General features: G+C 62.9%; 10 protein-coding genes and 1 riboswitch. Of the genes, 7 read left to right on the forward strand and 3 right to left on the reverse strand.

Annotated features, from left to right (window positions below; all coding sequences use genetic code 11):
• The first annotated feature begins 7 nt into the window (after positions 1-7).
• The 5 genes from tesB to BMX61_RS01580 all read left to right on the forward strand — a co-directional run bounded on the left by tesB (position 8) and on the right by BMX61_RS01580 (position 6933).
• Positions 8-928: an acyl-CoA thioesterase II gene (gene tesB / locus BMX61_RS01560; protein WP_075627207.1), complete on the forward strand. Its 921-nt coding sequence runs from the start codon at positions 8-10 to the stop codon at positions 926-928.
• 222 nt (positions 929-1150) lie between these two features.
• On the forward strand, positions 1151-1489 hold the full coding sequence (locus tag BMX61_RS01565) for a P-II family nitrogen regulator (RefSeq protein WP_092742199.1): 339 nt from the start codon (positions 1151-1153) through the stop codon (positions 1487-1489).
• Between the two features lie 31 nt (positions 1490-1520).
• Positions 1521-2903 carry an ammonium transporter gene (locus tag BMX61_RS01570; RefSeq protein ID WP_075627205.1) on the forward strand — a complete coding sequence of 461 codons (1383 nt, stop codon included), beginning with the start codon at positions 1521-1523 and terminating at the stop codon, positions 2901-2903.
• Positions 2904-3384: 481 nt separating this feature from the next.
• Positions 3385-5958: an FtsK/SpoIIIE family DNA translocase gene (locus tag BMX61_RS01575; protein WP_075627204.1), complete on the forward strand. Its 2574-nt coding sequence runs from the start codon at positions 3385-3387 to the stop codon at positions 5956-5958.
• A 306-nt stretch (positions 5959-6264) separates the two neighbouring features.
• A complete protein-coding gene (locus tag BMX61_RS01580; protein ID WP_075627203.1) occupies positions 6265-6933 on the forward strand; it encodes an outer membrane lipoprotein carrier protein LolA in 669 nt (222 codons plus the stop codon).
• Here BMX61_RS01580 and BMX61_RS01585 read toward each other — a convergent pair whose 3' ends face one another.
• A complete protein-coding gene (locus tag BMX61_RS01585; RefSeq protein WP_075627202.1) occupies positions 6934-7449 on the reverse strand; it encodes a GNAT family N-acetyltransferase in 516 nt (171 codons plus the stop codon). It lies immediately after the preceding gene.
• Between the two features lie 164 nt (positions 7450-7613).
• Here BMX61_RS01585 and BMX61_RS01590 point away from each other — a divergent pair, with 164 nt between their 5' ends.
• Positions 7614-8420: an exodeoxyribonuclease III gene (locus tag BMX61_RS01590; protein WP_075627201.1), complete on the forward strand. Its 807-nt coding sequence runs from the start codon at positions 7614-7616 to the stop codon at positions 8418-8420.
• A 47-nt stretch (positions 8421-8467) separates the two neighbouring features.
• Here the strand turns inward: BMX61_RS01590 and metA are convergent, their stop codons facing one another.
• Entirely contained in the window at positions 8468-9445 is a 978-nt protein-coding gene (metA, locus tag BMX61_RS01595) for a homoserine O-acetyltransferase MetA (protein WP_075627200.1), read from the reverse strand.
• A gap of 50 nt (positions 9446-9495) precedes the next feature.
• Positions 9496-9573, reverse strand: a riboswitch (SAM riboswitch).
• A 481-nt stretch (positions 9574-10054) separates the two neighbouring features.
• On the opposite strand from metA, the gene BMX61_RS01600 reads away from it, so the two are divergent.
• Positions 10055-11887 (forward strand): ABC transporter ATP-binding protein/permease, encoded by a 1833-nt coding sequence (locus BMX61_RS01600; protein WP_075627199.1) that lies wholly within the window; start codon positions 10055-10057, stop codon positions 11885-11887.
• A gap of 101 nt (positions 11888-11988) precedes the next feature.
• Here the strand turns inward: BMX61_RS01600 and BMX61_RS01605 are convergent, their stop codons facing one another.
• Positions 11989-13821 carry an ABC-F family ATP-binding cassette domain-containing protein gene (locus BMX61_RS01605; RefSeq protein ID WP_075627198.1) on the reverse strand — a complete coding sequence of 611 codons (1833 nt, stop codon included), beginning with the start codon at positions 13819-13821 and terminating at the stop codon, positions 11989-11991.

Here is a 13821-nt window from a genome sequence, read left to right on the forward strand (position 1 = left end):
ACTGTCCATGCCCAACCCGCCTGTGTCCCAGACAGAGCCGCTGAAGCCGGCGCCGATGGATGTGCTTTTGCGCACGCTCGACCTGGAAAAGCTGGAGGAGAACCTGTTTCGCGGCCGATCGCCGCAGGTCGGCTGGCAGCGCGTCTTCGGGGGGCAGGTCATTGGCCAAGCGCTGGTTGCCGCTCAGCGCACGGTTGCGCCGGAGCGTCATGTCCACTCGTTGCATGCCTATTTCCTGCGTCCCGGCGACCCCTCGGTACCGATCGTCTATGATGTCGAGCGTATCCGGGATGGCGGAAGCTTTTCCACCCGGCGCGTTGTCGCCATCCAGCATGGTGCGGCGATCTTCACCCTATCGGCCTCCTTCCAGGCGGATGAAGAGGGTTTCGACCACCAGATCCCGATGGCCAGCTTTCCGGCGCCGGAATCGCTCCTGTGCGAAGAGGAATTGCGGGCGCGCTTTCTGGAAAATGCCCCGCCGGCGATCCGCCGCTATTGGCAGCAGCCGCGACCGATCGAGATCCGTCCGCTTTCCTTCACCCATTACCTCTCGCCCGAGCCGCTGGAGCCGGCCCAGACCGTATGGGTCAAGACCGTGGGGGCCGTGCCGGAGGATCGGGGGGTGCAGGCGGCCGTGCTGGCCTATCTCTCGGATATGACGCTTCTGGACACGGCCCTGCACGCCCATGGCACGACGATTTTCGATCCCGCCTTGCAGGCTGCCAGCCTCGACCATGCCATGTGGTTTCATCGTCCCTGCGCCATGGATGACTGGCTGCTCTACACCCAGGACAGTCCCAGCGCCTCCGGTGGGCGCGGCATGAACAGGGGCACGCTTTATGACCGATCCGGACGGCTGATCGCCTCGGTTGCTCAAGAAGGATTGATTCGCAAAAAGGCAATTGCGCAAATAGGAGGCAATTTTTAAAAATTGCCTATTCTTTAACCCGATTTTCACGCTGCCCGCGCTGAAAGCCTGAGCGTTTTCTCGGCAATTGCGGCGAAACCTTGTCTTTTCAAAGGGTTAATTTGTCATCCTGAATCTGGCACGCGCCTTGTATTCATAAGAAGCGGTCGTAGGGGCTGACGCTCACCGGCATGCATCAAACGTCGGCCCGGTGCCGCGTCGCGAACAAGGATGGGAAACCAGATGAAAATTGTGATGGCCATTATCAAGCCGTTCAAGCTGGACGAGGTGCGTGAAGCCCTCACGGCTGTTGGCATCCAGGGCCTGACCGTCACCGAGGTGAAGGGCTATGGGCGCCAGAAGGGGCACACGGAAATCTATCGCGGAACGGAATATGCCGTCAGCTTCCTGCCGAAGCTGAAGATCGAGATCGCCGTTCCCGCCGAAACCGTCGACAAGGCCGTCGAAGCCATCGCCGCCTCTGCCAAGACAGGTCAGATCGGTGACGGCAAGATCTTCGTCTATTCGATCGACCATGCCGTGCGAATCCGCACGGGCGAAACCGATTCCGAAGCGCTGTAAGCCACGTCCGTTCAGGGGGTTAATCATATCCATGTCTTCGTTTAAGCAATCCATCTCGCTCGGACGCGTGGCCCTTCTGGGTGCCACCCTGGCGCTCGCCACGCCGCTTCTCGCCTTTGCCCAGGACGCCGCACCGGCCGCCGCCGATGCCGCCGCCACGGCCGCGGCCGCCGCCCCGGTTCCCGACAAGGGCGACACGGCCTTCATGTTCCTCTCCACCATCCTGGTGCTGTTCATGGCCGTTCCCGGCCTCGGCCTGTTCTATGGCGGCCTGATGCGCGCCAAGAACATGCTGTCCGTGCTGATGCAGTGCACGGTGGTTGCCGCCGTGATCATGATCGCCTGGGTGCTCTACGGCTATTCCTTCGCCTTCGGCGGCTCCACCAGCCCGTTCTTCGGCGGCTTCGCAAAGGTCTTCCTCTCCGGCGTCACCAAGGACACGACGGCTGCGACCTTCACCAAGGGCGTGGTCATTCCGGAATATATCTTCGTGATGTTCCAGATGACCTTCGCGGCCATCACTCCGGCGCTGATCGTCGGCGCCTTTGCCGAACGCATCAAGTTCTCGGCAACCGTGCTGTTCTGCCTGCTTTGGGTCACCTTCGTCTATTTCCCGATCGCCCACATGGTCTGGGACGCCAATGGCTATCTCTTCGGCCTGGGCGCGCTTGACTTCGCCGGCGGTACCGTCGTTCACATCAATGCCGGCATGGCTGGCCTCGTCGGCGCCCTTCTCGTCGGCAAGCGCACGGGCTACGGCCGCGACATGATGGCGCCGCACTCGATGACGCTGACCTATGTCGGCGCCGCCATGCTGTGGTTCGGCTGGTTCGGCTTCAATGCCGGCTCGAACCTCGAAGCCTCTTCGGGCGCCATGCTCGCCACCGTCAACACCTTCGTCGCAACCGCTGCCGCGATCCTTTCCTGGTCGGCCGTGGAAGCCTTCACCCGCGGCAAGGCCTCGATGCTCGGCGCTGCCTCGGGCATGATCGCCGGTCTCGTCGCCGTCACGCCGGCGGCTGGCATCGTCGGCCCGATGGGCGCCATCGTCATGGGCATCATCGTCTCGCCGCTGTGCTACTTCTTCGTCTCGGTTATCAAGAACAAGTTTGGCTATGACGACACGGCTGACGTCTTCGGCGTCCATGGCATCGGCGGCATCTTCGGCGCGCTGGCCACCGGCATCTTCGCCAGTGCCTCGCTCGGCGGTGTCGGCTATGCCGGCGAACAGACCATGAGCGGTCAGTTCCTGGTGCAGCTCCAGGCCGTGGCGATCACGCTGGTGTGGACCGGCGTCGGCTCGGCGATCCTCTACAAGATCGTCGACATCATCGTCGGCCTGCGCGTTCCGGTGGAAGCCGAGCGCGAAGGTCTCGACCTTGCCAGCCATGGCGAAGCGGCCTACCATTCCTGATCGCATGATCCTGGCCGCGTCGCGCGCGCGGCCATCCTCCTTTCCGCATCGCCCGGCCGTGTCGGGCGGTGCAGCGCCTAAAAAAGCCGGTGGGCGTGAGCCTCTTCGGCAGAGTGCCGGACCATGAAGTCCGGTGTCGCGCGCATGATGCGCAACCTCAAAGGCCGGGCGGGCAACTGCCTGGCCTTTCGTTTGTCGGCGCATCGTGGTGGCGCCTGTGCCTGTTCCGAGATCCCGGCGACCATGTCCTTTGCCGCAAGGGGTCCAGCATCCCCTTGTCGGGCAGTTTTTCCTGTTTTAGAATTTCTTCACGGATTTCATCCTATGCCTGAACCAGCGGAGAAATTGGCGGGCTCAAGCGCGCGTTCTGCTGAGGCGTCTGCATGGTTAATGTCGCCTTAACCATCTTCTGGGATGCTGCCCGTGAATCCCGTGCCGGCCTGCGGCGCGGACCCTCAGGGCACGGAACAGGCAGCGACAGATGAACAGAGGCAATCAGGCAGCATTGAACGGCCGGCTCGACCGGTTCGTGCTCTCCGCCTTCGTATGGCGCCAGTTCGTGGCGCTTCTGGGCTATGGCCTTTTCGGCCTCCTGGCGCTTGCGGTCGCGTCGCTTTCGACCTGGAACGTAGCGGATCCGAGCTTCTCCTATGCGACGCCGGAGCCCGCGACGAACATTCTCGGCAAGCCGGGCGCGGTGTTTGCCGATCTTGCCATGCAGTTTTTCGGCATCGGCAGCGTGCTGGCGCTGTTGCCCGTCGTTGCCTGGGCGCTGGTGCTGATCGTCGGCAAGTCCTTCGACAAGCATGTGAAGCGGCTCGGCGCCTGGTTCGTCGGCTCCACGCTTGCGGCGGCGGCCATGAGCTGCGTGCCAGCGCCTGTCACCTGGCCGTTGCCCAACGGTCTCGGCGGCGTCTTCGGCGATATGATCCTGCGCCTGCCTGCGCTTTTGACGGGCGCCTATCCCACGGGCACGCTCGCGGCCGTCCTCGGCACCATCCTGGCGCTGCCGGCCACGGCCTTTCTCGCCTTCAGCGCCGGCCTGTTCGGCGTGGAAGCCGAGGACGACATCGAGGCGCCGGCCGAGCTTCCGAGCAAGGCGCGCACCGTGCGCGAGACCATCGAGGATGATGATGGTCCGGGCGGCTTCGGCCTGCTCTTCGTCGGCGCACTCGCCCATATGCGCTACACGCTGCAGGCGCGCATGCGGCTTCTGTTCGGCGGCAAGCCGGGCCGGCGGATGGGCTCCTTCGATGAACCCTATGATTTCAACGGCGATGAATTCGGCCGGCTGAACGAGCCGCCGCGTCGCAAGGTGGTCGCGCGCGGCGAGCGCGTCGAGCCCTCGCTCGGTCTGGGTGAGAGCGCTGCCCGGACGCCTATCCTCGACGAAGACGAGGAGGATGACGACGATGATATGATCCTCGGCCAAGGCGCGCCGCGCCGCGCGGAGGGTGAGGAGCTGCGCGCCGGCCGCGTCGCGGCACCCGCCGCGCGTCCGAAGGTCTCGCGCAGTCTGGACATGCGTTCCCAGGATGATGGCAGCTTCACCCTGCCGCCGCTGGAATTCTTGGCCGAACCGAAGCACCCGACCCGTGACGTCACGCTCTCGGCCGACGCGCTGGAGCAGAATGCCCGCATGCTGGAAGGCGTGCTGGAGGATTTCGGCGTCAAGGGCGAGATCATTCATGTCCGCCCCGGCCCCGTGGTCACGCTCTATGAACTGGAGCCTGCGCCCGGCATCAAATCCTCGCGCGTCATCGGTCTTGCCGACGATATCGCCCGCTCGATGAGTGCAATCGCCGCCCGCGTCGCCGTCGTGCCCGGCCGCAATGCGATCGGCATCGAGCTGCCGAATCAGCGCCGGGAAATGGTGTTCCTGCGCGAGCTCGTGGCCTCGCGCGACTTCGCCGAAAGCAAGGCGCGCCTGGCCATGGCGCTCGGCAAGACGATTGGCGGCGAGGCTGTGATCGCCGATCTCGCCAAGATGCCGCATCTGCTGGTGGCTGGAACCACCGGCTCCGGCAAGTCGGTCGCCATCAACACCATGGTCCTGTCGCTGCTCTACCGCATGACGCCGGACCAGTGCCGTCTGATCATGATCGACCCGAAGATGCTCGAACTTTCCGTCTATGACGGCATCCCGCATCTGCTCTCGCCCGTCGTCACCGACCCCAAGAAGGCGGTGGTCGCCCTCAAATGGACGGTGCGCGAGATGGAAGAGCGCTACAAGAAGATGTCGAAGATCGGCGTGCGCAACATCGATGGCTTCAATTCCCGCGTCGAGCAGGCGATGGAGCGTGGCGAGGCGATTACTCGTACGGTGCAGACCGGCTTCGACCGGCAGACCGGCGAGGCCGTCTACGAGACCGAAGAGTTCGACCTGCAGCCCATGCCCTATATCGTCGTGATCATCGACGAGATGGCCGACCTGATGATGGTGGCCGGCAAGGATATCGAAGGCGCGGTGCAGCGGCTGGCGCAGATGGCCCGTGCCGCCGGCATCCACGTGATCATGGCGACCCAGCGCCCCTCGGTCGACGTCATCACCGGCACGATCAAGGCGAACTTCCCGACCCGCATCTCCTTCCAGGTCACCTCGAAGATCGACAGCCGCACCATCCTCGGTGAGCAGGGCGCCGAACAGCTTCTCGGCCAGGGCGATATGCTCTACATGGCCGGCGGTGGCCGCATCCAGCGCGTCCATGGCCCGTTCGTGTCGGATACCGAGGTCGAGGAGATCGTCGCCTATCTGAAGACGCAAGGCTCGCCGCAATATCTCGATGCGGTGACGGAGGACGAGGATGAGGATGGCGAAGGCGGCGGTCCCACCGGCACCGGCAATCTCGCCGAATCCGACGATCCCTATGATCAGGCAGTCGCCATCGTCCTGCGTGACGGCAAGGCGTCGACCTCCTATGTCCAGCGCCGTCTCGGTATCGGCTACAATCGCGCCGCCTCGCTGATCGAGCGCATGGAGCAGGAGGGCATTATCGGCCCAGCCAACCACGCCGGCAAGCGCGAGATCCTGGTGCCGACGGAAAGCGATCTCTAAAGTCGTGTCGACGCACGCCATGCGACGTTTGATGATGGTCTTGAAGCGCGCGCAGACAAGCTGCCAGATTGCGATGTGTTTCAGAACCGACACTCACCCGAATGCAGCGTCGATTGACGGTCTTGAAGGTGCCGCAGTTGCGCGCCACATCAAGCGGATCAGATCTTGGCCGATAATCCGCCTGCCGCCTGGTGGCGTCTTGCCTGCCTTGCAGGAAAGCGTCTCGCGGTCGCGGCCCGATCGACCCTTATTGCCGCGTCGGCGGCGCGCCGGCCGCCAGGCCGGTCAATGACAGGAGACTATTTCATGACTGCAGCACGCAAGGACCGCCCGGCCGCCAATGCTGGAGCGCTGATCGGCCGGCGGGCCGTGGTCGGTGGTCTGGCGATCGTCGCTGCCGCTGCAGTCTTCGGCTTCGACCTGCGCCCCGCTGCTGCCCAGGCCAGCATCCAGGCCTCGCTCGCCCAGAAGATCGCCAATCATTTTTCCTCGGTGAAGACCATGGCGGGCGAATTCGTGCAGTTCGGTCCGCGTGGCGAACAGACGGCCGGCAAGTTCTATATCAGCCGGCCCGGCAAGCTGCGTTTCAACTACGAAGCGCCATCGCCCATGCGGGTGATCGCCGATGGAAAATCTGTCGTCATCGGCAATCAGAAGCTCAAGACCTGGGATATCTATCCCTTGTCGAAGACGCCGCTCAACCTTCTGCTCTCCAATTCGATCGACCTGACCTCCTCCATGGTGCGCGATGTTCGCGAGGAGCCGGACCTGATCACCATCGTGCTCGGCGACCGATCGATCTTCGGCGACTCGACCATCACCATGATGTTCGACCCAAAGACCTACGATCTTCGGCAGTGGACGATTACGGATGCCCAGAAGAAGGACACGTCCGTGATGATCTACAATGTCCAGACGGGGGTTCCCATGGATGACGCCGTCTTCCGCATCCCCTATGACGATATCCGCCGCTGATCAGTCCTGGTTCACCAGCCGTCTGACCATGATCACCTCATCGATCTCGCGGCCCTCATGCAGCATTCCGGCGGGCATCAGCCCGACATGCTTGAAGCCATGGCGGCGATAAAGCGCGATCGCCGCTGGGTTTTCCGCGCTGGCGGCCAGTTCCACCTGGCGCAGTCCGCGTTCTCGTGCCCGATCGACCACCGCTTCGACCAGACGATCGCCTATGCCGCGTCCACGGAAATGCCCGCGGACGTAGACCATGATCAGAATGCCGCGATGCCTGGTCCTTGATCCGCGCTCGCGGTCCAGGCCCATGATGCCGAGAGGCTCTGGTCCCTGGAAGGCGGCAAGGACATCCACCGCTTCCAGCCTGGCGCGCCAATCGGCATCCGTCATCCGCTCCCAATCGGCAAGGCTGCTGGCAAAGGCCTGTGGCTCCAGGGTGAGGGCTTCGAGCCTCAGGCTGCGAAACACGGCAAAGTCCTCGGGCGTCAGCAGACGGACGGTGATGGGTGCGGATTCCACGGACGGCCTCGTTTTTCCGATTCGTCTAAAACGCAGTTTGAGCCGACTTATCGCGGATAGCCAAGCGCGGCAAAAATCCTTACAGCAGCGAGCATGACATGTGATGGCGCCTCTGGGCTTCGAACCGGGGCGCTGAATGCGTTATCTTCGGGACTTCGACCTTCATGCCCTTTTCGATTGCCACCTGGAACATCAACTCCGTTCGCCTGCGCCTGCCGCTGGTCGAGCATTTCTTGAAGAGTTGGGCGCCTGACATTCTCTGCTTGCAGGAAACCAAGTGCCCGAACGAACTCTTCCCCGCGGAGGCCTTCCGCGCGCTTGGCTACCAGCACATCGAAATCCACGGACAGAAGGGTTATCACGGGGTCGCCACCATCTCGCGCCTGCCGCTGCATGAGCTCTCGGAGCGCCGGCTCTACTGCGGCATCGCCGATGCCCGCCATCTCTCGGTCGTCTTTGCCTACGGCGAACGGCGGGTACGGCTGCATAACTTCTATGTTCCGGCCGGCGGCGACGAGCCGGATCGGACGATCAATGCCAAATTCGGCCATAAGCTCGACTTCATCGAGGAAATGAAGATGCTGCATGCCGAGGCAGAGGCCGGTGTGTCGTCGATCCTCGTCGGCGATCTCAACATCGCGCCGCTGGAGCATGACGTCTGGTCACACAAGCAGCTTTTGAAGATTGTCAGTCATACGCCGATCGAAACCGAAGGCCTGACGGCAGTGCTCTCAAGCGGCGCCTGGGTGGATCTGATGCGCCAGCACAAGCCGGAGCCGGAAAAGCTCTATACTTGGTGGAGCTACCGCGCCCGCGACTGGGAGGCGGCCGATCGCGGCCGCCGGCTCGACCATATCTGGTCATCGGCCGATCTTGCGCCCCATCTTTCCCGTGTCGAGATTCTCAAGGAAGCGCGCGGCTGGGAGCGGCCTTCCGACCATGTGCCCGTTATCGCGACCTTCGATCTGTGACATGACCGAGGCCCGCCTTGCGGCAGGCCCCAAACGCGTCGTGCGTGTCAGCAGCGGCCGCCAACGGCAAGTGGCGGCAGGTCCTGGGGCCTGTCCAGGGCTGCACGATCCCGGCCGATCTCGGCCAGCTCGTAAGGCGTCGTCTGGTAGATATCGTTGATCCAGTTGCCGAAGAACAGATGCGCATGGCTGCGCCAGCGGTTCGAGGGCGGCAGGCTGGGATCATTGTGCGGGAAATAGTCGTGCGGCATGCGGATCGGCACGCCGGACTGTACATCGCGCTCATATTCCTCCTGCAGCGAGGTGGAATCATATTCGATGTGGTTGAACATATAGAGCCGGTTGCCGGCATCCTCTTGCACCAGGCAGACGCCCATCTCCTCTGAATCCATCAGAATATTGAGCCCCGGCACCTTCTCGATGTCGGCGCGGCGCACTTCGGTCCAGCGTGAGACCGGGATCTGGAAATCATCCGAGAAGCCATTGAGATAGACGGAAGCCGGGTTGCGGTTCTGGTGCCGGTAGACGCCGAAGGCCTTCTCTTTCAGGTGATGTTTCGGCACGCCGTGGAAGTGGTAGATCGCCGCCATGGCGCCCCAGCAGATGTTCAGCGTCGAATGGACGTTCGTATGCGTCCAGTCGAAGATGCGCTGCATCTCCTCCCAATAGGTCACATCCTCATAGGCCAGGGTTTCCACCGGCGCGCCGGTAATGATCAGCCCGTCGAACTTGCGGTGGCGCACCTCTTCCCAGGTCTCGTAAAAGGCCAGGAGATGATCTTCCGATGTGTTCTTGGCCTTGTGGCCGCCGATGCGGATCAGCGAAAATTCCACCTGCAGCGGCGAGGCGCCGACGAGACGCGCCATCTGCACCTCGGTGCGGATCTTGTTGGGCATCAGGTTCAAGAGGCCGATTTGAAGCGGGCGAATATCCTGGCGGATTGCGACCGTCTCGGTCATGACTCGCACACCTTCCTTGACCAGCGTCTGGAAGGCGGGAAGCGTATCGGGGATCTTGATGGGCATGGGCGCACTCGATCAAAACGGCGCCGGCCATATCAGGGGATGCGGGTGTCTTCAAACAGCCCACGGCCCTTTAGCAACTTGTTTAACGTGGCTGCAAGCCGGCCGGCCAAATCACCACGGGATAACACTGTCATAGACCCGCAGCATCCGCGAAGCAATCGGAATCATCAGATCCTGCTCATCGACACGCGCGCCCTGCGTGAGGAGAGGAACGCGCAAGTTTCGGCTGGCAGGCTCGACAATCCAAGGCACTGGATCGGCTGCGCCGTGCTTACCAAGGCCGACCCTTGGCGCGGCGTGATGCCGCATTTGCTGCAGAAAGGGGCACAAGCACACAGTTTATGCGTTTATGTCAGCACTTTCGGAAGAAAGAGCTGCGATCATGGGAGGCCTCGGGGAGGAGGCTCGCAGCATATCGCACAAGATCGCCCAGCGGCTAAAGGAAGGCCGTATGAGCGAATTCAACGGGTTGAGGCGTCTGCGGTTCGTTTGGAACGAGGATTGCAGGACGCTTGCAAGAGGGGGACGCCATGATGCCGACACTTTCATCCCTTCGCTCTGGCACTCTCTGCTCTGGCCAAAAGCGAGGGTGCGCATAGGTTGGTTATCATGGCAGACAGCAAAGTGGGCATCATCGCAACGCCCCGTCGCGGACATGAGCGTCGCAATCGCGGATCTGGTGGGGCTTCCCCCAATCTTAGCTTGGCCTATCGCCTCGGCGTGATGTTTTCGGCCTTCTGGTCATCCTCCGTTCGGGTCAAGGTTCTCTCACTCGGGCCAGCGATGATCATCGTCATCCTCGCCACCGCCTATATGACGGTGATCCTCAACGAGTGGAACGCGCCCTTCTACGACGCGCTTCAACGTCGCGACCTTCCGGAATTCTTCCATCAGCTGGAAATCTTCTTCCTGATCGCCGGCGCGCTTCTCCTGCTCAATGTGGTGCAGGCCTGGCTCAACCAAATGACGGCGCTCTACATGCGCGAGGGGCTGACGCGCGATCTCGTCGATCAATGGCTGAAGCGCAAGCGCGCGCTACGGCTTGCCGCCGACGGCTTGATCGGCGTCAATCCCGATCAGCGGCTGCATGAGGACGCCCGAACGCTTGCCGAAAGCACCACCGGCCTGACGATCGGCCTTGTCCAGTCCACCATCCTGCTCGTCAGCTTCATCGGCGTGCTCTGGGAACTCTCGAGTGGCTTCGTCTTCAACATCGGCGGCCACAGTTTCTCGATACCCGGCTATATGGTCTGGGCTGCGATCTTCTATGCGGCGTCCGCCTCGGTCCTCAGCCGGTTCGTCGGCCGCAAGCTGGTCAGGTTGAACGGAGACCGCTTTTCCAAGGAAGCGGAGCTGCGCTTCTCGCTGATGCACGCCAGCGAAAGCATCTCCGCCATCACGGTGGAGCGCGGCGAGGAGAACGAGCGCCTGCGCATCAATGCCGATATCACCTCGGTTCTTCACGTGCTCAAGCGGCTGGCTCTGGCCAACACCAATCTGACCTGGGTTTCGGCCAGCTATGGTTGGCTCGTGGTCGTCGTGCCGATCATCGTGGCAGCGCCGGCCTATTTTTCCGGCGGACTGACCTTCGGGCAATTGATGATGTCGGTTGGCGCTTTCAACCAGGTCAATACGGCCTTGCGCTGGTATGTCGCCAATTTCGCCCCGATCGCCGAGTGGCGCGCGACCCTTGTGCGTGTCACCGATTTTCGCCTGGCCCTGACCGAGATGGACGGACCGATGACCTCGCGCCACGCCATCCAGTATCATGAAACGACGCCTGACCGGATGACGCTCGAGGATGTGTCCATCGCCGTGAAGGTCGATGCGCATGTCGATCATTGCGGCGGCTTCCGCCTGTTGGAAACGCCTGTCGAGATCGCCGCTGGCGAAAAGATCATGATCAATGGCGACCACAATGTGAACCGCCGGCTGCTTTTCCAGGCGCTGGCCGGGGTCTGGCCCTGCGGTGGCGGCCGGATCGGCCTGCCGCCACAGGACGAGATGCTCTTCGTGCCGCAAACCGCCTATCTCCCTGGCGGCACGCTGCGCGAGGCGCTGTGCTTCCCGGAAGCGCCGGATCATTATTCGACGGAGGCGATCGCCGAGGCGCTGGAGGCGGCTGGTCTGTCCGATCTGCTGCCGCGCCTGGATGAGCGCGCGCGCTGGGAAAAGGTTCTCGATACCGACGTACAAAAAGCCATCACCTTCGCCCACCTGCTGCTGGCCAAGCCGCGCTGGGTGATCTTCGAGGAAGTTCTGGAAGGCATGGAGCCGGAGCGCGCCGAGCGTTTGGCCCAGATGCTGACCCGTCTGCCGGAAGCCGGAATGATCTATATCGGGCGATCCGAAACCTATCTGAAAGCGCTCTCGCCCCGCGTGCTCCACTTAAAGGCGGTCACGGCGGATCCTGCAGGGGCATCTCTCACCAAAGCTGGGTAGATACCATGCCGCCACTCTTACGCGGCGACGTACACATTGATCGACCTTTCGTCACTTGGGCATGATGGCGCTGGAACTACGGTTCCGCCCGGCGTCTTCTTTTACCCTTCCAGCTCTTCCCTGAGCATTTCCAGCTCCAGCCATTCTTCTTCCTTCTTCGTCACCTCGTCCCGCAGCTTTTCAAGCTCCTTGGCAAGCGCTGCGAAGCGGTTGGGGTTCTTGGCGAAAAGGTTGGGGTCGGCCATCTCCGCTTCGCGGCTGGCGATGTCCTTCTGGGCCTTCTCGATCTCCTTGGGCAGGTTTTCCAGTGCGAATTTCTGCTTGAAGGAGAGCTTGCCCTTGGCGCTGGAGCCGCCGGTTTTGGCGGAAGGGGAGGCGGTCTCGGCCGCTTTGGCCTTTTCCGCCTTTTCCACGCGCCGGCGTTCTTCGGCCGCACCCTTGCGCTGGGCCATCATATCGGAATAGCCGCCGGCATATTCGATCCACCGGCCATCGGGCGCTTCCGGGTCAGCGGGGGCGATCGTCGAGGTCACCGTGCGATCGAGGAAGTCGCGGTCGTGGCTGACGAGGATGACGGTGCCGGTAAAGCCGGCGACGATTTCCTGCAGAAGGTCCAGCGTCTCGATGTCGAGGTCGTTGGTCGGTTCGTCGAGGATCAGCAGGTTGGTCGGTCGCGCGAGAATGCGTGCCAGCATCAGCCGCGCCCGCTCGCCGCCGGACAGGTTTCGGATCGGCGTGCGCGCCTGCTCCGGCTGGAAAAGGAATTCCTTCATGTAGCCGGTGACATGGCGCTGCTCGCCATTGACCAGCAGCGTCTCGCCGCGCCCGTCGGTGAGATAATGCGCAAGCGAATCGTCCGGGTTCAGATCCTCGCGCTTCTGGTCGAGCGTGGCGATCTCCAGATTGGTGCCGAGCTTCACGGTGCCGCTGTCGGGGGGCAGCTGGCCGGTCAGCATCTTCAACAGCGTGGTCTTGCCGGCGCCGTTCGGGCCGACCAGACCGATGCAATCGCCGCGATGGACGCGCAGCGAGAAGGGGGCGACGATGGTGCGGTCGCCATAGGCCTTGGCGATCTTCTCCGCCTCGATCACCAGCTTGCCGGATTCCTGCGCGTCGGACACGGTCGCCTGCACCGAGCCCTGCGGGCCCTTATGGCCGCGATGGCGCGAGCGCATGTCCTGCAGCTCGCCCAGCCGGCGCATATTGCGCTTGCGCCGAGCGGTGACGCCATAGCGCAGCCAATGTTCCTCGCGCTCGATCGCCTTGCCCAGCTTGTGCTGCTCCAGCTCTTCTGCCTCCAGCACCTCATCACGCCAAAGCTCGAAATGGGCAAAGCCCCGGTCCAGTCGGCGCGACTGTCCGCGGTCGAGCCAGACCGTGGCGTTGGAGGTCTTTTCCAGAAAGCGGCGGTCGTGCGAGATCAGCACGAGGGCCGAGCGGGTCTTCATCAGCTCGCCTTCCAGCCATTCGATGGTCGGCAGGTCCAGATGGTTGGTCGGCTCGTCCAGAAGCAGGATATCCGGCTCCGGCGCCATGACGCGGGCGAGTGCGGCGCGGCGCGCTTCCCCGCCCGAAAGCGAAGCCGGATGTTCCTGGCCGGTCAGCCCCAGATGCGACAGCAGATAGGCGACGCGATAGGGATCGTCCCCCGGCCCCAGCCCGGCTTCGGCATAGGCTTCGACGGTGTCGTAGCCTGCAAAATCGGGCGCCTGTTCGAGATAGCGTATGGTGGAGGCGGGGTGGCGGAAGACCTCGCCGGATTGCGGCTCGATCAGACCGGCGGCGATCTTCAAAAGCGTCGATTTGCCCGAGCCGTTGCGCCCGACCAGGCAGACGCGGTCGCCCGGCTCGACCTGCAGGCCGGCGCCGTTCAAAAGCGGCGTGCCGCCGAAGGTCAGAACGATATCGTCGAGTTTCAAAATGGGCGGCGCCAT

Source organism: Xaviernesmea oryzae, from assembly GCF_900109605.1.
GTDB lineage: Bacteria > Pseudomonadota > Alphaproteobacteria > Rhizobiales > Rhizobiaceae > Xaviernesmea > Xaviernesmea oryzae.